We start from the raw sequence: 20,299 nt of genomic DNA, 5'->3' as shown, positions 1-20,299 counted from the left end.
AAAAGCCCCATTTCTGTTATAGAAATGGGGCTTTTCGTTTTATTTAATTTTTGTCTATTAAACTAGATTACCAAATATAAACGCGTTTATCTGGATCTAACCACATACCATCTTCTGGCTTAACATCAAAAGCCTTGTAGAAGTCATCTTGACATTGAGTCTGAACGTTAGCACGTAATGGACCAGGAGCGTGAACATCAACTGCAGTTTGACTCTTAATTGATTCAGTCAATTGTTTGTTAGCCCAAATGCGAGCAAAGTTTTCGAACAATTTCTTCAAGTCTTCATTCTCATTCTTAGCAGCTTCGACTGCTGCAGTTAAACCACCTTGGTCTGCAATGTTTTCTGAAACAATTTGCTTACCGTTAAGAGTAACTGGACCATATTCAATACCATCAAACAGGTCAATTTCAGCTTGCGTACGCTTCTTAAATTCAGCGTAGTCTTCGTCAGTCCACCAGTTCTTCATGTTACCAATTTCATCGAATTGCGCACCATTGTTATCAAAAGCGTGGGAAACTTCGTGGGCAATAACAGTACCGATACCACCGTAATTAGTAGCACGGTCTTGTTTTAAGTCATAAAATGGTGCCTGAAGAATAGCAGCAGGGAATGTTAAGTCGTTTCTTTGTGGGTCGTAACATGCATTAACGAGGTTACCAGGCATTGCCCAAACTGTCCGATCAACTTCCTTGTGCAATTGTTCAAGGTTGTACTTTTGCTCCACAATGCCGAATGAACGTTCATTTGAATAAAGGCTACCACCCTCATTAGCTGGAACCACCTTTAAGCGATTGTAAACTTCTTCAATCTTGTCAGGGTAACCAATCTTTAGCTCTAAAGCGTTAACCTTAACAATGGCCTTTTCTTTAGTTGCTTCTGACAACCAGCTATTGTTTTGCAAGCGATCCTTATAAACGTCAAGCATGTGATGAATCATTTCTTCAACATCTTTTTTAGCATCTTCGCCAAAATATGTCTTGCCATAGTACACACCCACAACTTCGCTGAAGTCTGAGTTAGCAAATTGATATGCTTGCTTTTCGCCACTTGTTAATTTTGGTTGACCATTTAATGCTTGGCTGAATGGGAACGCTGCTTCACGAAATTCTTGTGATAAAGCAGGAGCTGCAGCATTAATAAAGTTAACAATCATCCAGCCTTTGATTTCATCAAAGTTTTCTTCATTGATAATTTCGTTAATGTGATTCAAGTAGCGTGGTTCTTCAACAATAATTCGTTCTGGTTCTTCACCAATTGCTTCTTTCAAGTAGTAAACAATCTTGAATTGATCAAACTTAGCTTCAAAGTCTGCAATCTTCATTGGATTGTAAGTAGCAGGATAATCTGCCCATTCTTCTGTAGACTTAACAATCTTAGATAGCTTAGCATCAAACTTAATAGCATCTTCTGCATATTTTTCTGCTTTAGCTTGATCAATACCAGCCATGGTTAAAAGCTTAACCGATTGCTTTTGTAAAATGTCTAATAGCTTTGGTGCATCTGGAGTTTGATAAGTTGTAGTATCTGGTAAATATGTTCCTGGACCTGCAAAATACAAAGCATTAACTTTAGTATTCTTCATGTCAGGTGAAACGTCAAAGCCAAACGGGATTGAAGCAAAGGTTGATAAGGCAGGCGCATTTAAGTTGTAGTCAAAAAAATCCTTAATGCCGTCAAGAATAGCTAAATCGTCCTTAATTGGATCAGCACCTTCTCTATTACGCTTGTCAAAATCGCATGCTAATTTATAGAGCTTAACTGCTTCATCCAAGTTAGGAACATCAGGAATTTCCTTTTTACCTGATGCAAAATCAGCTAAATCCTGCATTAAATGCTTTTCAACGCTAACGTCAATGCCATCAAATGATGCCATACGTGAACGATCTTCTGGAATCTTAGTTTTTTCAATCCACTCAGAGTTAACAGCTAGGTATAAGTTATCCTGAGGTCTTGTGCCAACTTTTGGTTCAATGACGTTGCCGCTACCGCCACGAATTGCCGAAATATTTTTCATTGAGAGAGTCCTCCCCTTTTTTCTAAAATTAAAAATACACTAAATTAATATTATCATTTTAATCAATTGATAAGTGTTAAAAAGCCTTTACAAATTACTTGAAAACTTTAATGTGTTTACGCAATTTTGCATGAAGAGGAATTAGCAATAAAACCATCATGAAAATACAAATTGCAGCCGTAATAAAGAATGGAATGTAACCTGCATGATCAATCATCATCCCTCCAAATAGTGGGCCAAAGGCTTGACCAATTCCACGCGCAACACTAATTGCACCCTGATACTTACCCTTACTTGTCATCGGTGACAAGTCGTTAATGTACGCTGGGACAGCAGGAAACGCTGTGGCTTCTCCTAGCGTTAACACCACCATCGACAAAGCAAAGTGTGCAAAGTCGTGGGCAAAAATAAGTGTCGCAAATGAAAGAGCGAACATTGTTGTCCCAAATATTATTTGCTGAAACAGGTTTTTAAATAGGCGCGGAAAACGAGCCAAAATAACCTGGACAGTCACAATAATTGCACCGTTAAGCGTCCACAGTAAACTGTATAAATGAAACGGAATTCCGAGTGAAACCATGTAAACCGATAGGTTTGATTCCCAGTTCATGTACATTAGCCAAGTTACTGCTAGTGAAATTAGAAAGCCGACCATCAACATGACATTGTACTTAGGCATTGGTTCAGTTTTAACTTTACCGCTTGCTCCCTTACTTTTAGCTTTGCGTTCTTTATGAAAATTAATAATTGGTCGGTAGTGAATTGCCGCATTAACGCAGGCAATTGCAAATAATGAAGAAGCTAGTAAGAACAGGAACTCAATTGAGAAGTCATAGAGATAACCAACGAGCAAGGTTCCAGTAACCGTACCGACGTTCTGGGCAAAGTAAATCAAGTTGAACACATAGCGCCCAGGATATTTCTTAATACTGGTGGAAATGGAATTGATCATTGTTCCGTTCCAACCACTAACAAATCCAGTGATAATCAGCCAAATCCAATAGGCTGGCCAGCCATGAAAGAAAGCCATAAAAAACAGGACCACAGCATCAGTGCCTAGTCCAGCAACAATTAACGGATATGGATTGAAGCGGTCATACAAGCGCCCTGCGGTGAATGACCCCAAAACATTACTTGCACAGTTGCAGAAAAGTACAAGCCCGATAACTGAAAGGCTAATGTGTAATTGCTTATTTAAGTAAACTGAAGTAAGTGGCCAAACAAAACTTGAACCGATCCAGGTTGCTAGTTCCCCTAGCAATAACCAACGTAATTTAACTTCGGTTCCAGTATTTGATCCGTGTGTGAGTTTCATTTATTCAGTCCTTTCTTGTTTTAATTTCCATTTAACAGTGTAGCAAGAAGTACGCTAAATTAACACCCTCACCTAACAGTTCAAAGTCCTAAAAACGTGGTGGTGAATAGAATTTAGGTACACATAAAAAAGAATGATTATCAGTCTAAACTGTAATCATCCTTAATTTAGTTTTCAAAAAATTGGCCTTTGTTTTCTTGGTAATATTTCTTATATCGGCCATTATAATTATGGAACATATATTTCATTAGTAGCCAACGCTTGAAGTTACGGTCCTTATCATAAAAGACAGTTGTTCCATAGCGGCCTTCGTGAATTAGTTCTTCGGCAAGCTGTTTAGCTTCATTGTCATGTGCATATTGCTTAAAGACTTTTACAGGTAGACCAAGCCATAGAACATGTTTGGACTTAAGCTTATTGCCGTAGACTGTTTCCTTGTCTTGCAAGCTGTCATAAACATAATCATCAACATACCACTTAGCTAAATTATAGCCGTTTAATGTCACGTAAAAGCTTGAGCGACCCTGACGCAAGTTAATTTCAAAGAACTTGTACTTGCCATCACGCGCATCATACTTGATGTCGAAGTTGGCCATCCCCGTGTAGTTAAGTTTTTCCAAGAAGGCCTCAACCTGTTCATACAACTTTTCATTATATTCAGGCAAAATTGCCATGTAGTTACCAATGGCTTGTGGAGTTGGGTCTTCTAAGAGTGGATGACCCAAGCACATCATCTTAACATGGTGATGACGGTCAACATACGCGTTAAGAACACGCATATTGGAATCGTCACCAGGGATAAAGTCCTGTGCAATTAAGTCAGCCTGATAGCCGTTGCCATAAATCTTGCCAACAATGTCACGCAATTCTGTTTCGTTGTGAATTGTGAAGGCCTTTTTACGTCCTTCAAAGTGAACATCAAGCCAAGAAACTGGATCTTCTGGTTTTAGTTCAATTGGATAGTCAAACGGCAACTCAAGATAGTTTTCTGCCTTAAAGTCAGTCATGGTAATAATCTTAGTCTTAGGGTAAGGCAAACCGCATTCTTCAGCTATTTGGTAGAAGCCCTCTTTAGAAATCAATTTTTCTAACAAATCATATTCAATGTAAGGTACGACAAAGACATCGGCTAATTCGTCTTTATGCTTGGAAAGAAGCTCAGCGTAGCCGTCTCCGCAGGCAATTAGAATAACAGGTTCCTGATGATCCTGGTAGAGCTTTTTTTGCTCACGCATTACTTCAATAAAAGTTGGATCTTCACTAAATCCTGGGTGAAGCTCAACACTGACAATTTTAGAATAACGGGTTGGGGCTAGCTGAGTATCCGCTAACGCTTTAACGCTAATTCCATAGGCTTCATTAAAGGATCTTGCCATCCCATATACGTTAATATCACTACCGAGTAATATAGGTGTAAAATCTTGACTCATTTAAAACTGCTCCTATTAAACTAGCTTTCCTTGTTCAATCAAGCTAGCTACTTCTGGTTGCACACGTTGATACTTAGAAACTGTTTCATCGTAATCAACAAAGAATAATTTGTACCAAACAAGGAACGTGTAAATTGTCCAGATTTGGCGACGATGTGAGCCATCGCCTTTGTAATTTTCATCAAGTAATTGCAAAATTTTGTCTTGTTCAAAAATGTCATTAACAAAATCTTCGCTGAACAAGTCACGCACTTGTTGATAAAAGCGTGGTTCTTGCAACCATTCTTTGATTGGGGTTGGGAAACCTAGCTTAGGACGCTTAGCCCACTCGTCTGGCAGCACTTTTTCTGATGCCTTACGCAAAGCGTATTTAGTATCATGCTTGTTAACCAAGTAATCGGTTGGAATTGAATTAGCACGTTCAGCAACCTTGCGGTCAAGGTATGGCACACGCAATTCTAGCGAATGAGCCATTGAAATCTTGTCGGCCTTTTGCTCAATATCATTTAGCATGAAGTGGTGCAAATCGATGTATTGCATTTGGCGAACGTTATCAAGATCCTTAACCTTTTCAAAGTCCTTTTGATAAATACCATTAACGGTTAATTTGTTGCGGTATGATGGCTTCAAAACGCCATTAGCGTCTTCTGAAGTGAAGATAGTTGGGTAATCCATGTCATAGATGACTGATTGACCAACGTAAAATTCGCTTGGTTCAGCCAAGTTGGTGTACATGTGAACCTTGCCAGGGAAGTTTGGCATCTTTTTAATCTTATGTGCCAATTTAACCCTTGTCTTCTTCGGCAACTTTTTACATTGAGAAGTAAAGACCTTAATAACGTTGTTATGCGTGTGCATCCCGTAGTTAACGTAGCCGGCAAATAATTCGTCCGCACCTTCACCAGATAAGGCAACCGTAACGTGCTTACGCGCCATCTTGCACAAGTACCAAAGAGGAATGATTGACGGGTTAGCGTCTGGTTCATCCATGTGGTACTGCATTTCTGGGAAGTCATGCATTGCCTCGTCAGCTTTAACCTTGTCTGAATAGAAATTCCAACCATTCATATCGGCTAAAGCCTTAGCCTTAGATGCCTCATCATAAGTTGCATCGTCAAAGGAAATTGAGAAGACATCATCAGGATTTAAGATGCTGGTAATGTAACTGGAATCGACTCCTTCTGATAAGAAGGCACCAACAGGAACATCCGCAATATGGTGTAACTTAACTGATTCGTGCAAATCTTCATCGATTTTATTAACCGTCTCTTCAAAACTAAGAGTGTTAGCCTTATATTCAGCGTCCCAGTATTGATGGGTTTTCATTTGACCGTCTTTATATTCAAACCAGTGGCCTGCTGGGAAACGCTTGATGCCCTTAAAGAAAGTCTCATCAAGGTCATTATATTGGTTCATCAAGTATGGTTTAACTGCTTCTGTATTAAGACGACGCTTAAAACCAGGGAACTGCAAGAAACTCTTGATTTCTGAGCCAATAATCAAGTGACCATTCTCATCGCTGTAGTAAAGTGGCTTGATACCAAAGAAATCACGGGCGCCATACAGCGTTTGAGTGTTATCATCCCAAATGGCAAACGCAAACATGCCCCGGATACGCTTAAGTAAGCCATCCATACCCCACTCTTCAAAACCGTGCAACAAAACTTCTGTATCCGATTTAGTGGTAAATGTATGACCTGCTTCAATCAATTCGTCTCTTAATGGTTGGAAGTTGTAAATTTCACCATTAAAGATAATTGCCTTTGTTTTGTCTTCATTGTAAATTGGTTGGCTACCGCCACGTAAATCAATGATTGATAATCTTCTAAAACCTAAAGCAACTTTATCGTTGGTGTAAAAACCATCTGAGTCAGGACCACGGTGCATGATCGCTGCCATCATTTTGCCAATAGCTGCTTGCTTATCATTTATTTCTGGATTATAAAATGCGACAATTCCGCACATAGATTTATCTTCCTTAATTAATCTTAGTTAGTAACCTGTTAGTTTTTAAGTTTAACTTTCACATTATAAGATAATGGCGGCCAAATTCCAAATTGTCCACCCATTTTACCTAAATGTAAAAGATTCTTCGCCTGCTGGCAGCCCCATAACCAAAGGCCTGGATTACGTGTCGATGCAAATCAATGTTTACAACGTACCCAGCAAATTCAGTTTGATGATCGATTTGACGATTCCAGTTCTTATTATATTTAGTCGTCAAAACATGGTTCGGTCCCATTAAAGCTGAGCAGTTAAACAAAATATACTGGATACCATTTATTCTGAACTGGTCTTCAACGTGACGGTGGCCACAGAAGTAGGCAATAATCCGTGCATTTTTCACATTAGTAAAATCAAAGTCATTTGCTAAGCGAAATTCTGGTGGGATACCGCTGCTTGAATGCATTTGCCCTTTTTCACCCTGATTAAATGCCACTAGTAGTTCATGAAGGGACCGGCCGTTGTACTTAAGTGCATTCGAGCCCTTACGGTTAATCGGATTGCCGTGACTCATAAAGACAATGCTCTTATTGGATGACTGCTCCAAGATTTCAATGATTTCTTCCATCTGATCTTCCCTGACAGCCAAAGTGATTTTGGCATCGTAACGCTTTTGACCCTGAGCATTTAAAATGTATGGCAAGTCAGTGGTATTGACTGAAATGAAGCGGATATCATCGACATCATAATAACAAACGCCGTGCTGGCGTGAAATATAGTGCATACCAGGCTGGGCATACATTGCTGGCCACATGATCTTTTCAAATTCATTCTCGGGGAATGATGCTTTTAAGTCGTGGTGCTCATCATACTTGTCGTTTTCGTCATGATTGCCTTTAATCATCAGATACGGTACTTTGGTTGATTTAAACGAGTCACGTAACTTAATTAGTTCGCTTTCGCCCAAGAAACCCGTGTCAGAGCCGTCAATCCAGTCACCCAAATGAACCTTGAGATCAAGTAACCCAGAGTCATCAAGATAGGAAAATTCGTTAACATGAGTTAAACCATTCCAGCCGTAAAAATCCGTACTATTACTATCCTTATAGTGGGTATCAGTAATCACACTAACATTGACAGAATTTTTACCCTCATGCGTCCGCTCCTTGACACGTTTAATGAATTCATCAAGGTATTCTTCCACAATATAACGACGCCCCGTTTTGCGATTAACAAACGCACGGTATCGTTCTAATTCAGGACTAAATTCACGCACATATTCTGGCGCTAAGTTATCAGCACTTTCTAAACTGAGTGCCTGATGCAAAACATCATTTTCATCTTTATAAACGGTCAGATTATATGGCAGACCTTGGGGTGTATGTTGCGCTGTATCAACATGATATTCACCGACCGTCACATATTCCTGCATTGGATCGAGTGAATTTTTCCTTTTATTAAAAAGACGGCGCATTTTAGCCCCATTTTTCCGATCAAATAATCCCATTGAATACTTAAAAACATTCATTATTGTGCCTCAACCCAAAGAAAAAAGCCGGGCGGTCAGCCACAGCTTCAGAAACTACGCGTTATCTGCCAATGCGTGGGCTGCTAAGCCGATTGACAAAACTGCATCTTTAGACAATACTTCTTGTAACACTTTAGGTGCAATTACTTGAACAGCACCGATTACCTTTAAGCTGTAAGTAACCACGTGTAAATCAACTGACTCATTATAAAAATCGTCTTCATAGGGATTTTCATGATTATAAGTCAGATTAATTTTATTCTGATCAACGTAACCGTCAACATGGTTAGTTAAGATGCGGTCATGTAAATCAGTTAATTGCTCTGACAAGTTAATCAAAGTAAGCTTGTGGTCACTTTCAGTTTCATAGTATTGCTCTTGAGTCATGCCAAAATAGTCTTTAACTGGCTTGTGCAATACATGCAAATTATCAATCACACGATAAACGGCCTCAGCATCAAAGTCTGTTTCTTTATTTAAAATACTTTCTTGATTATCGGCCAAATTATCGGCCAGAGTCATTGTATCTAACTTTTCCATGATATCCTCCTAAAGTTCATTTTATATTATACCAAAAAAACTATTATTGCACTTTTTGTAAGAAAAAATTTTACCTTTCGTTAATGGGTTTTTTAAACCAGATTTTACTCACGCTAAATAAGAGCCAATAATATTTATTTTAAAAAGAAAAAACAACTTTTTACGTATCTAATATTGATAGCAAAAAATATTATTAAAGGAGACTAACGATGTCTGAACTTATCCGCTGCCCTTGGGGCACAAAAGACGACTCATTAATGCAGCAATACCACGACCATGAATGGGGCAAGCTCAATCTTGATGAACAATATCTATTTGAAATGTTAACTTTAGAGCTTTTCCAATCTGGTCTAAATTGGTCAATGATTTTGCATAAGCGAGAAAACTTCCGAAGGGCTTTTAAAAACTTTGCACCAGTAGAAGTGGCAAAAATGACTGATGACGACATTGCACTTTTAATGCAAGACAGTTCAATTGTCCGTAACAAGATGAAAATCACGGCTACACTCAAAAATGCAAAGACAATTCTAGCAGTTGATGCCAAAGAAGGCAGTTTTGCTCATTACTTGCAGCAGTTTATCAAAACACCAATTGTTCATCATGCGCAAACTGCCGAAGAAGTACCCAGCACCAGTAAAATCACGGCACAAATGGCTAAACAAATGAAGAAGGACGGCTTTTCTTTTGTTGGTCCGATTACACTGTACTCATTTTTACAGTCTGTTGGCTTAATCAACGATCATCTTGAAACTTGTTCATTTAAATATCAGGGTTAAACAAAAAGTTGGACTACTTCTTGAGTAGCCCAACTTTTTTAATTGGTTAAATCGTTTTATTTTTAAACTAATTTTTTCCGAATCCAACCGGAAATCCAGTCAATGACAATTACCATGATGATAATGCCAAGCAGGATAATTCCTACTCGATTCCATTGCCGGTATTGTAAGGCAATAATTAGCGGATAGCCGATACCACCGGCACCAACTAGTCCAAGAACCGATGCCGAACGAATCGAAACATCAAATCGGTATAAAGTATTGGAAATCAGCGCAGGCAAGAGGTTTGGTAAAATCGAAAACATGACCACATTGGTTTTTGAACCACCAGCGGCAGTAACTGCTTCATTAGGACCATCTTCCAAGTTTTCAATTGCTTCTGAAAATAGTTTAGCAAGCATCCCTACCGAGTGGAAACCTAAGGCCAAAACACCGGCCGCTGAACCAGGGCCAACAGCTTTAATGAACATCAAGGCCAAAACAATTTCTGGAAATGACCGAATAATCGCCAAGACAATTTTACCAACCCGTGAGACATACCACTTTTTGTGTCTTGTATGTGCTGCCCAGAAGGCAAACGGTAAAGAAATAATTGCCGAAATAAAAGTTCCTAAAAAGGCAATGCAGACGGTATCCCACAATTGTGAAACCAAATCTTCACCCGTGCCGTTATAGACATACGACCAATCGGGGTGGAAAATACCAGAGAAAATGGCACCTGCAATTTGACCTGCAGTTTGCTTAATTCCACCAAAATCAATGCCAGTGCATGACCAAACAATCAGTAGAATGGTTACGATTGCCAGTGCCCAATGCGCTACGCGCTTTTTCTGATCAACTGGCTTAGGAGGCAGTTTTTTCATTGAAGTATCCATTATTTCATCAACGCCTCCCTTGATTTAGAAGAAACATAGTCGATAAGAACCACGACTAAAATAATTGCAATGATAATTGTACCGGTCTTAGGGTAATCGAATACCTGCAATGTTTCTTGCAAGTAAAGCCCAATACCACCAGCACCGATATAACCCAAGACAGTCGATGCACGAACGTTGATTTCAAATGCGTATAAACAGTATGAAATAAAGTAAGTCATAACCTGTGGCAAAACAGCAAACACAATAATTTGTAACTTATTAGCACCAACCGCAGTTAAGGCCTCAATTGGACCAGGATCAATTGTTTCGATTGCTTCATAGAACAACTTAACAACAATCCCAAACGTACAGATTGCTAAAGCTAAGATACCTGCAACAGGTCCAATACCAACGATTGCTACAAATATTGCACCTAAAAGTAGGTCAGGAACCGTTCTAATAATGTTCATAATGACTCTTAAAATGCCGGTCACTGCCTTATTTTTAACAATGTTACGAGCAATCAATAACGAGTAAACAAAGGCAAGAATTGATCCGATTACTGTACCCAAGATTGCCATCTTGATGGTTTCAAGAATTAACGGAATAACCGCACCTAAGTATGACCAATTTGGATGCAACATTTGCAAAAAGATATCTGCAAATTGACCAAAGTTAGCAAAAAGTGCGCCTAAGCTGGTTTTGGTTACTTTGGTTGAAACAACTAAACCAACAACAAAGAGAATAATCCATAATAAGTTCAAAATTTTGAACTTTTTCTTTGGCAATGTCATTAGAGTTTCTTCTTCAGTACTACTCATCTTGGTCACCACCGGAATAGATTTGATCAAATGTTTCTTTAGGCGTTTCACTCATTTTGCCATCGTAAATAATTTCACCAGCACGAACACCGATAACCCGTTTACCAAATTCTTGTGCTAATTCAACACTGTGTAAATTGATTACCACGGTCATACCATGCTTTTCATTAAGCATCCTTAAGTCTTGCATCACGCGACGCGAAGTCTGTGGGTCAAGTGAAGCAGTTGGCTCATCAGCCAGAATAATATCAGGGTCTTGCGTCAGCACCCGTGCGATTGCTACACGTTGTTGCTGTCCACCGGACAACTCATCAGCGCGTGTGTAAACCTTGTCTGCAAGGTCAACTTGTTGCAATGCATCATAAGCGCGTTGCTTGTCTTCTTTAGTAAAGAGGTTGAGGGTACTCTTCCAGGTTGGGTAATAACCAACGCGACCCGTCAAAACATTGCGCAAAACACTTGAGCGCTTAACCAAGTTGAAGCTTTGAAAAATCATACCGATATTTCTACGCAACATCCGTAGTTCTTTTCCCTTAGCCTTGGTAATTGACTCACCATTAATTAGAATATCGCCTTCAGTAATATCAATTAACCGGTTAATTGAGCGCAAAAGTGTTGATTTACCTGCACCAGACAAGCCGACAATAACGACAAATTCACCCTTATTGATCGTTAAATTGATGTCCTTTAAACCAACAACATCTTTGCCATAGACCTTTTTAACGTTTTTTAATTCAATTACTGGCTTAACTGCAGAATCTGCCATTATAAACTTCCTTTATCTCTTATTTTTTAGTTGATGCGACAATTTTGTCATACTTACGAACAGTATCGAAGTCGCTGTCCTTACTTGAAACGTATCCTTCATGAGTATAAATGCTTTCGATAATCTTCTTACCCTTCTTAGATTTACCGATATCAATAAATGCATTTGCTAACTTCTTACGGAATGATTTAGACATGCTTGGAACAACAGAAATTGTGTCATTTGGAATTGGCTTAGTGAAGTAGATTGGCACAACTTGATCCATAATCTTAGGGTTGTCTTTCTTCACGATTGTACGTGCATCTTCAAAGACAAATGCTGCATCAGTGTCACCGTTTAAAACGTTCAAAACTGATTGATCCTGTCCTGTAACAGTAACTAATTTGCAGCTCTTCTTAACATCAAGACCTTTTTCCTTCAATTCAGCGATTGGGTAAACGTAACCAGCTGAAGAAGTTGGGCTTTGGATGGAGATTGATTTACCCTTTAAGTCCTTCCATGACTTAATTCCTGAACCCTTTTTAACTAAAATTTCAGCACGATAGAAATTAACTAAGTCCTTAGTTGGACGGCCGCCAGGTTGCTTAACGCCGTATCTTTGTGCTTGTAATAAGACATCAGCAGCACCTTGCTCGTGTGCTAGCACATAACCACTTGGTGGCAAGAAGCCAACATCAACTTTCTTGGATTTCATCGCTTCGACAACTGTGTTGTAGTCAGTTGACATTGAAACGTGAACTGGAATGCCTAAGCGATCAGATAACATCTTTTCCAAAGGCTTTGCGCGTGACTCAAGTTCAGTAGCAGCTTGACTAGGAACAAACTGAACGTTCAATGACTTTGGTGTGCCATTACTACTACTGTTATCGCTCTTGCTTTTACCAGAACATGCAGTAGCCATTAATACAACTAACATAACGGCTGCACCAGCTAAAACTTTTTTAAATCTCTTCATCGTGCCCTCCCAGACATAAAAAAAGACCTAATCTAATTAACACGTAACGTGAATTATACTAAGTCTTTTGGTAATAACATTATTAATTAAGAAACGAACATTACCCTCTTTTTTAAGGGAACGAAAAGAGCTGCCAACAATGTCTTTGATGAATGCTGTACGCAATCCATACTTTTGCATGCCTCTAACTCCCCTTTCGACAGTCCGTAAATTATTCTTACAAATAATAGCAGAAATGTTTCCTTTAGAAAAGTAATTTAATCAGAAAACTTCGTCTGAGACCAAATTTGAGGTGAATGCGTTCCAAATAATAACTTAGTCTGGTTTATTTTTTAGTTGAGGCAATGATCTTGTTATATTCACGAATGATATCGTAATCACTGTCTTTAGCGTAAGTATATCCTTCTTGATTGTAGACACTTTCGATAATTTTCTTACCCTCTTTCGAATGAGCAATCGAAATGAATGCCTTAGCTAACTTCTTCTGGAAAGCTTTTGGCAAACTTGGAATAACCGAAATTGTGTCGTTTGGAATTCTTTGTGAGAAGTAGATTGGCACAACTTGATCCATAATCTTAGGTTCGTCAGCCTTAACGTTGTTGCGGGCATCTTCGAAGACGAAGGCTGCATCAGTGTCACCATTAAGTACGTTTAGTACGCCTTGGTCTGCACCCTTAACTGAAACAATCTTGCAGCTCTTAGTTACATCGAGTCCCTTTTTCTTCAGTTCTGCTACTGGAAAAACATAACCGGAATCGGAAGTAACATCTTGAACAGAAATTGACTTACCCTTTAAGTCCTTCCAGCTCTTAATTGATGAACCTTTCTTGACTAAAATTTCACTTCTGTATGAGCTAACCAGTTTCTTGGTTGCTACACCACCAGGTTGTTTAATGCCGTAACGAACTGATTGCAAAAGCAAGTCAGCCGCACCTTGCTTGTGAGCCAAAATGTATGCATCAGATGGTAGGAAACCAACTTCAACTTTCTTTGACTTCATTGCTTCTACTAAACCGTTATAGTCGGTTGACATTGAAACATGAACTGGAATGCCTAGACGTTTTGATAATAATTTTTCCATTGGTTTTGCCCGAGCTTCGAGCTTGTTGGCACCAACGCTAGGAACAAATTGGACATTCAGCGACTTCGGCGTACCGTCACTTTTTGAAGTTGATTTACCACTTGAGCAGGCAGTTAAACCGGCGGTTAAAAACAATAAGAAAAATGCTAACAGAAATTTCTTAACTTTAGACAATTTCATTTTTTACTCCTTAAAATAAACTATATTTTCGACAATCTGTTTGTTATCAATTTTTCAGATGATTAATGCTTATTACTACTTCATCTTCTTTCACAAGTGGTAAAAATCCCAACAAAAAAGAGCACGATGTTTCCGACTACACCAAGCTCTGTTTGATATTGTTATTAGCAAAATGAACAAATAAGTCTGCCATTGAAAAAAGTTGTAGTTGCCTAAAAAATTCATTTGTTACTTTCTTCGTTCTCATTTTCGACACCTTCCTCAAAAAGCAGCATTACGTTCGTTACAATAAAATAATATCATAAATATTCGCTATTTTACACAAAATTAACGATGATATTTAAATTATCGTTTGAAAAATATAACAATCACGAACAAAGGTGCAACAACTTTTTTACGATACAAAAAGGCATACACCAAGGTGTATGCCTTAAATTTTTAAATTCAAGATTATTTAAGTGGCTTATTATCAACGTCCGTACGTACAATAAGTACATCAGCCAATGCATGCTGGTTAACGTATTCGGTTACTGAACCCATTAACATTCTCTCAACCGCGTTAAGACCAGTAGCTCCCATAATAATCAAATTATTATGATGATCTTTAATAAAGTCATAGGAAATAATAGCTTTTGGACTGCCATAGCGGATGTGGTAATCAAGATCATCAAAACCTAGGTTGTCATGAGCCCAAGTCTTTAGACTCTTAAGGTACTTTTCTGCATCTTGTGTCATCTGATAAACGGTATCACCCGTAATTAGTGTGTCCTGCATTTCCCCTAAAAATTGTCTAGTATCAATGACGTTTAGAACATCAACGTGGGCATTTTCAGTCATTGCAATTTTAACTGCTTTATCAAAGGATCTTTCAGCTGATTCTGAACCGTCAACTGGAACTAAAATTTTGTCTTGTTTCATACTTGTGTCCTCACCCTTTAGAAATTCTTTCTAAGCTTATTTTAACATAGTTTCGGTAGCAGTTACTTTTTTTATAATTGTTTGGACATAGCTTTATTGTTAAAATGGATTTTATGTCAGAAAGTAAGGGTGGAGAATGCAATGACGATAAAATTAGAAAATCAATTACTTAACATCAAAAATGGTCGTAACTTTCGTGAGTTAGGCGGCTACCAAACTAAAGACGGCAAAACGATTAAGAAGCATAAATTAATCAGAACCGCTAACTTAGCATCACTTGATGAAAACGACCTTAAATATCTGCAAGATTACGGCGTAAAATATGTTGTTGACTTCAGAAGTAAAGATGAAGTTGAACGTGAACCTGATCGTGTCCCAGAAGGTGCAACTTATGATTTTGACCCTGTTTTCAGCGAGGACTTGACCGATTCTTCAAAAGGAATTGATGAGGTCTTAAGCCAAGATAACAAAGACCCTAAAGCTGGCTATAATCATATGTTTATCGCCTATGATGATATGATTAAAAGTGAATCAGCACAACGTGCTTATCGAAAATTCTTCGATGTCCTACTTGCAAACGATGAAGAAAACCGCAGCGTGATTTTTCACTGTACAGCCGGCAAAGATAGAACTGGTTTTGCGGCACTTTTGGCACTATCTGCCCTAGGCGTTCCGCTAGACACAATTAAGCAAGATTATCTATTCACCAATGCCGCAACGACAGACTTTGTTAACAGTTTTCTTCAAAAAGCAAAAGATGAAGGCGCAAGCGATGCAAACCTAAGCAACATAAAAGATTTGCAAACTGTGCATCCCGAATATATTGATCATGTTATTGAAACATTACAACAAAATTATGGTGGCGTTGAAAACTATTTACATGATATGATGAAATTAACTGATGAAGAGATCAGTAAGTTGCGTAAAATTTATCTGAATTAACATTAAAAAGGAGACACAAATGAACAAAGCAAAGACTGTTTACTTTGGTGCAGGCTGGTTCAACGAAAAGCAAAATAAAGCTTACCAAGATGCGATGAAAGCTTTAGAAGCTAACCCAACCATTGACCTTGAAAATAGCTATATCCCACTTGACAACCAATACAAGGGAATCGATGTTGGTAAGCACCCAGAATACTTACATGACCGTGAATGGGCAACTGCAACCTACCGTGGTGATTTAACTGGTATCAAGGCAAGTGACATCATGATTGGTGTTTACTTACCTGAAGAAGAAGATGTTGGTCTTGGGATGGAACTTGGTTATGCAATGAGCCAAGGCAAGTACATTGTCTTAGTTATCCCTGACGAAGATTACGGTAAACCAATTAACTTAATGAGCTGGGGCGTTTGCGATAACGCAATTAAAATCAGCGAACTTAAGGACTTTGACTTCGACAAAGCACGTTTCAACTTCTACGATGGTGCTGTATATTAATATAAAAGTTTTATTAAAGTGCTTCATGATGGACAGATAGACATTCTGACTATTACGGAGCATTTTTTGTTATCCGCTTTTAGCGGACTTTTTGAACACATCGTGGTAAAATAACTATGAATAATTAATTTGATGATCCATCTGGATTCACACAAAAACGCTCTATCGGTCAAATAGAGCGTTTTTGCATGCTAATTACCAAGAGGGAAGGCAACTTTACTTCTTGATTTTCTTGCCATTTAGCCAATGTTTTTCAACTATGAAAACTAGCAGTTCCCTAGTTAGGTCAAGAAAAAATTGAGTAATTAATTTGATAATATCCATTGGATTCACCTCCTATCTATGTAAGATAGGCTGTTGCCTCCGTCTGTATTATAGCAAATACTAATTTATGATTGAGATGACAATTTAACTAATTTGTTATTGTCATAAAAAGCTTATCAGCTTTAGTTTCCCTATAGAAGCTAGTATCGACTGGCATAGACTATCCAATAATACTAGCAACACAAAAACAGAAAGCAAATTTAAACCTTATTTTTGTAATAGTTATTAATTAGCCTTGAGCAAGATAATCTAAAATACTAAACATTGCTTCTCGATTAGCCGCAGGTATTGATTTATTAATAATTTGCTCTGCCGTTTGATTTAAGACTGAGCCTTCAATGTACTGTGAATCATTTACCACAATTTCATTGATATTGTTTTGCTCAGGTTCCAAGTGAAACTGCAGTCCGACGGCTTTGTGACCTAAAACGAATCCTTGATTGGTCAAATTTTCGTTAGAAAAAAGCACATCAGCTTCTTCAGGTATTTCGAACATTTCTTCATGCCAATGTAAAACAGTTAGTTCTTGTGGCAAGTCATTAATCTTTTCTGACTGTAATTCAACTGGTGCCCAACCTACTTCTTTTACTGGTGCCTTTTTTATCTGGCAACTTAGCGTTTTGGCAATTTGCTGTGCACCGTAACAAACACCCAGGATAGGAACATCTTTATCTAACAGTTCCTTAATTAGTTGCCGTTCCTGCAAAATCCATGGTAAGTCATCATTTGGACTCATTGGACCACCCAAAATAACTAAAAAGTCAGTTTGCTGTGCTGTTGGTAAGATACCAAATTGGTATGGATGATAGACATAAAAATCATGATGATGTTGTTTTGCCCAAGCTTCAATTGAGCCTGGTCCTTCATTTGGGGTATGTTGTAAAACATTGATAATCATTTTTTCTCCTACTAACATTAACTCTACTTTTTAATTATTAATAATATCAATCTATTAATATTATTTAAAACTATTTGTGTAATTTTAGTACCGTTAACTTTAATGAAAAGTGAGTACTAATCATGAATAAAAGAAAAAGCAGATTCGGGAAATCAAATATTTTCCTAACAAATAAAGCACCATGATTTTAAAACCATGGTGCTTTTATTTTTCTAGCTTAAGCCTTATAACGTGATTTACCATTCAAATAAGTTTCACTTAAAGTCATGTCTGGGTTCAAAACAATGAAGTCCGCAGCCTTATCAGGTGCAATCGAACCACATTTGTCTAGGACATTAGCACTTTTAGCTGGAACATAAGATGCCATCATTATAGCTTCTTCAGGAGTCGCTGCATTCCAGTCAACAACATTTTTCACTGCAGTATTTAACTGTAAAATACTGCCGGCAAGATTATCGCCATCTTTTAAGCGAGCCATACCATCTTTAACATATACAGGTAATTCGCCAAGCATGTAGTCGCCATCAGGCATCATTCCTGCTTCCATACAGTCAGTAATTAAACAAATGTGCTCTGGGCCCTTAACCTTAATTAAAGAGCGTACCATTTCCTTCTTAACGTGGTGACCGTCACAGATTAATTCATCAGTCACATTGTGTAAGTCCATTGCTGCATTGGAAATTGAAGAATCATGATGTGATGGATCAGGCATTCCGTTGAAAGTATGGGTAAACATAGTTGCACCCGCTTCAACACATCTTTTAGCTTGATCATATGTAGCACTTGAGTGACCTAATGATACAACAACACCTTCTTTTGTTACTGTGCGAACAAATTCTTTAGCGCCTGCACGTTCTGGAGCAAGTGAGATTTTATTTAGTAAACCTTCAGATTGGTCACGCCAGTCATTAAATTGCTTAACACTAGGGTCTAGTAAGTACTTAGGATTTTCTGCCCCAGCATGTTCAGCAGTAAAGTATGGTCCTTCGAAGTGTAAACCTTGGATTTTTGCTCCAGTCTCTTCACCTTTATGCGCACCAAACATCTGACAAATTCTAGTCAAAGTAGCTTCATCAGCAGTATATGTCGTTGGTAGCCAACTGGTAACACCGGAACGTAAAAAGCCTTCAGAAAGACGGTTGATTCCACCCCACTCACTTACCATCACATCTTCTTTTAGTGAGCCGTGAACATGTGTATCAACTAGTCCGGGAGCAATCCATTTACCAGTATATTCGACAATTTTACCTTCTGGCTTCTCATCTTCCGAGTAATAAAAGCCAAACTTGCCGTCATCCTGGATTTCTAGATAGCCGCCATCTTCCGTTGCATTTTCAAGGAAAAATTTATCTGCGTGAATATAATAGGTCATAATTTTTGCCTTTCTTTTAAAACTTGTAAATTCGCTTTCAAAATCAATTTTAGACTAATAAACTGGTCATTACCAGATGAATTATAAATATAACGGAAAGTTTTCGATTTTTAGTTATAATAGGTATAAGAAGACTAAACAGGAAGCAAAAATTATGATACAAGAACCGCAAACAGATAAACATCAAATTGGAGCTTTAACAGGTGCAAGCAAGCGCGATAACTATTACGAATTGCACTTTGAAACAGGAGAAATTGCCCGCTTTTATATCTTGGCTGATGGTATTTTCCGCCTTTTACTTGATCCAAAGCAACAATTTAATGAAGAAAATTCCGCTTTTATTCAGTTTGAACATTTTAATAACAATGCCTTTGAGAAATCACGTGTCCGTGCAACAAATGATTCCTTAATTATTCATTCCGGTAATTATCAAATCATTTTTTGGCAAAAACCGGCTATTATGAGTATTTTCGATGAAACATTGCATGGAACACGTATGGCCCAATCCAGTCCAATTGAAGTTGGTGCTCAACAGACGACTGAATTTTTAGATCAAGATAAAAACGAATTCTATTTTGGTGGCGGCTTGCAGAACGGCTATTTCAGTCATAAAGGTAGAAAAATCAAAATCAAACGCGACCATATTACTGGAAAAGGTGGCGTCATTAGTGAAGTGCCGTTTTTCTGGTCAAACAGAGGTTACGGTGAATTACGTAATACCAGACAAGCTGGAACTTATGATTTTGGCAAACCTGACTCTAAAGTTACTACGATTAGTCACCAGGATCAGCTATTCGATAACTTCTATTTATTAGGCTCTACACCACAAGAAATACTCAGCAAGCTTTATCAATTAACCGGTAAACCTGCAATGTTGCCAAAATACGCACTAGGATTAGGGCATATTGGCAACTTCTGTACAACCATGTGGCAGCCAAGTAAGGCTGCCGTTCGCAACGCAACCAAAATTGACGGTAATTTTTACACACGGACTAAAAACGAAGAACTTGCATCCCATAAGGCTTCCCTCAACGGAGAAGAAAATTATCATTTCTCTGCGCGTGCAATGATTGATCGCTATCAAAAAGCCCACTTTAAGTTAAGTTGGTTTGTGCCTAATTATAATGTCACAGCCGCAA

The 20,299-nt window shown here is 38.2% G+C and carries 18 protein-coding genes and 1 pseudogene; 4 read left to right on the top strand and 15 right to left on the bottom strand.

Annotated elements, in window-relative coordinates; all coding sequences use genetic code 11:
- Nucleotides 1-67: 67 nt before the first annotated feature.
- From CRG87_RS05045 to CRG87_RS05020, 6 genes are all read right to left on the bottom strand, one after another.
- Nucleotides 68-2,017 carry a M13 family metallopeptidase gene (locus tag CRG87_RS05045; RefSeq protein WP_074425919.1) on the bottom strand — a complete coding sequence of 650 codons (1,950 nt, stop codon included), beginning with the start codon at nt 2,015-2,017 and terminating at the stop codon, nt 68-70.
- Nucleotides 2,018-2,111: 94 nt separating this feature from the next.
- Nucleotides 2,112-3,332: an MDR family MFS transporter gene (locus CRG87_RS05040; protein WP_074425920.1), complete on the bottom strand. Its 1,221-nt coding sequence runs from the start codon at nt 3,330-3,332 to the stop codon at nt 2,112-2,114.
- Between the two features lie 167 nt (nt 3,333-3,499).
- On the bottom strand, nt 3,500-4,762 hold the full coding sequence (locus CRG87_RS05035) for a carboxylate--amine ligase (protein WP_074425921.1): 1,263 nt from the start codon (nt 4,760-4,762) through the stop codon (nt 3,500-3,502).
- Between the two features lie 15 nt (nt 4,763-4,777).
- Nucleotides 4,778-6,727 carry an asparagine synthase (glutamine-hydrolyzing) gene (gene asnB, locus CRG87_RS05030; RefSeq protein ID WP_074425922.1) on the bottom strand — a complete coding sequence of 650 codons (1,950 nt, stop codon included), beginning with the start codon at nt 6,725-6,727 and terminating at the stop codon, nt 4,778-4,780.
- Between the two features lie 109 nt (nt 6,728-6,836).
- Nucleotides 6,837-8,234, bottom strand: a complete 1,398-nt coding sequence (locus CRG87_RS05025) for a metallophosphoesterase family protein (protein WP_074425923.1) — start codon at nt 8,232-8,234, stop codon at nt 6,837-6,839.
- A gap of 54 nt (nt 8,235-8,288) precedes the next feature.
- Nucleotides 8,289-8,774 (bottom strand): hypothetical protein, encoded by a 486-nt coding sequence (locus CRG87_RS05020; RefSeq protein WP_074425924.1) that lies wholly within the window; start codon nt 8,772-8,774, stop codon nt 8,289-8,291.
- A gap of 209 nt (nt 8,775-8,983) precedes the next feature.
- Between CRG87_RS05020 and CRG87_RS05015 the strand changes: the two genes are divergently transcribed.
- On the top strand, nt 8,984-9,550 hold the full coding sequence (locus CRG87_RS05015; protein ID WP_074425925.1) for a DNA-3-methyladenine glycosylase I: 567 nt from the start codon (nt 8,984-8,986) through the stop codon (nt 9,548-9,550).
- A 62-nt stretch (nt 9,551-9,612) separates the two neighbouring features.
- On the opposite strand, the gene phnE (CRG87_RS05010) is transcribed toward CRG87_RS05015, so the two are convergent.
- From phnE (CRG87_RS05010) to CRG87_RS04985, 7 genes are all read right to left on the bottom strand, one after another.
- Nucleotides 9,613-10,425 carry a phosphonate ABC transporter, permease protein PhnE gene (gene phnE / locus CRG87_RS05010; protein WP_074425926.1) on the bottom strand — a complete coding sequence of 271 codons (813 nt, stop codon included), beginning with the start codon at nt 10,423-10,425 and terminating at the stop codon, nt 9,613-9,615.
- On the bottom strand, nt 10,425-11,228 hold the full coding sequence (gene phnE / locus CRG87_RS05005) for a phosphonate ABC transporter, permease protein PhnE (protein ID WP_074425927.1): 804 nt from the start codon (nt 11,226-11,228) through the stop codon (nt 10,425-10,427). The genes phnE (CRG87_RS05010) and phnE (CRG87_RS05005) overlap by 1 nt, the downstream gene beginning before the upstream one ends.
- A complete protein-coding gene (gene phnC / locus CRG87_RS05000) occupies nt 11,221-11,994 on the bottom strand; it encodes a phosphonate ABC transporter ATP-binding protein (RefSeq protein ID WP_074425928.1) in 774 nt (257 codons plus the stop codon). The genes phnE (CRG87_RS05005) and phnC overlap by 8 nt, the downstream gene beginning before the upstream one ends.
- Before the next feature lie 19 nt (nt 11,995-12,013).
- A complete protein-coding gene (locus CRG87_RS04995) occupies nt 12,014-12,949 on the bottom strand; it encodes a phosphate/phosphite/phosphonate ABC transporter substrate-binding protein (protein WP_074425929.1) in 936 nt (311 codons plus the stop codon).
- Nucleotides 12,950-12,985: 36 nt separating this feature from the next.
- On the bottom strand, nt 12,986-13,129 hold the full coding sequence (locus CRG87_RS08035) for a hypothetical protein (protein WP_158593031.1): 144 nt from the start codon (nt 13,127-13,129) through the stop codon (nt 12,986-12,988).
- A gap of 145 nt (nt 13,130-13,274) precedes the next feature.
- A complete protein-coding gene (locus tag CRG87_RS04990) occupies nt 13,275-14,204 on the bottom strand; it encodes a phosphate/phosphite/phosphonate ABC transporter substrate-binding protein (protein ID WP_074425955.1) in 930 nt (309 codons plus the stop codon).
- A 456-nt stretch (nt 14,205-14,660) separates the two neighbouring features.
- Nucleotides 14,661-15,128, bottom strand: coding sequence for a universal stress protein (locus CRG87_RS04985; protein WP_046307865.1), 468 nt, complete (start codon nt 15,126-15,128; stop codon nt 14,661-14,663).
- Nucleotides 15,129-15,269: 141 nt separating this feature from the next.
- Here CRG87_RS04985 and CRG87_RS04980 point away from each other — a divergent pair, with 141 nt between their 5' ends.
- Nucleotides 15,270-16,070, top strand: a complete 801-nt coding sequence (locus CRG87_RS04980) for a tyrosine-protein phosphatase (protein WP_074425930.1) — start codon at nt 15,270-15,272, stop codon at nt 16,068-16,070.
- A 19-nt stretch (nt 16,071-16,089) separates the two neighbouring features.
- Nucleotides 16,090-16,566 carry a nucleoside 2-deoxyribosyltransferase gene (locus CRG87_RS04975; RefSeq protein WP_074425931.1) on the top strand — a complete coding sequence of 159 codons (477 nt, stop codon included), beginning with the start codon at nt 16,090-16,092 and terminating at the stop codon, nt 16,564-16,566.
- Between the two features lie 553 nt (nt 16,567-17,119).
- Here the strand turns inward: CRG87_RS04975 and CRG87_RS04970 are convergent.
- Both CRG87_RS04970 and nagA read right to left on the bottom strand, forming a co-directional pair.
- Entirely contained in the window at nt 17,120-17,788 is a 669-nt protein-coding gene (locus CRG87_RS04970) for a type 1 glutamine amidotransferase (protein ID WP_074425932.1), read from the bottom strand.
- 217 nt (nt 17,789-18,005) lie between these two features.
- Nucleotides 18,006-19,160 carry an N-acetylglucosamine-6-phosphate deacetylase gene (gene nagA, locus CRG87_RS04965; RefSeq protein ID WP_074425933.1) on the bottom strand — a complete coding sequence of 385 codons (1,155 nt, stop codon included), beginning with the start codon at nt 19,158-19,160 and terminating at the stop codon, nt 18,006-18,008.
- A gap of 154 nt (nt 19,161-19,314) precedes the next feature.
- On the opposite strand from nagA, the pseudogene CRG87_RS04960 reads away from it, so the two are divergent.
- Nucleotides 19,315-20,299 (top strand): annotated as a pseudogene (locus tag CRG87_RS04960) (TIM-barrel domain-containing protein); the annotation flags it as partial.

This window comes from Lactobacillus apis (assembly GCF_002837055.1).
GTDB lineage: Bacteria > Bacillota > Bacilli > Lactobacillales > Lactobacillaceae > Lactobacillus > Lactobacillus apis.
This window is presented reverse-complemented; position numbering and strand designations above follow the sequence as displayed.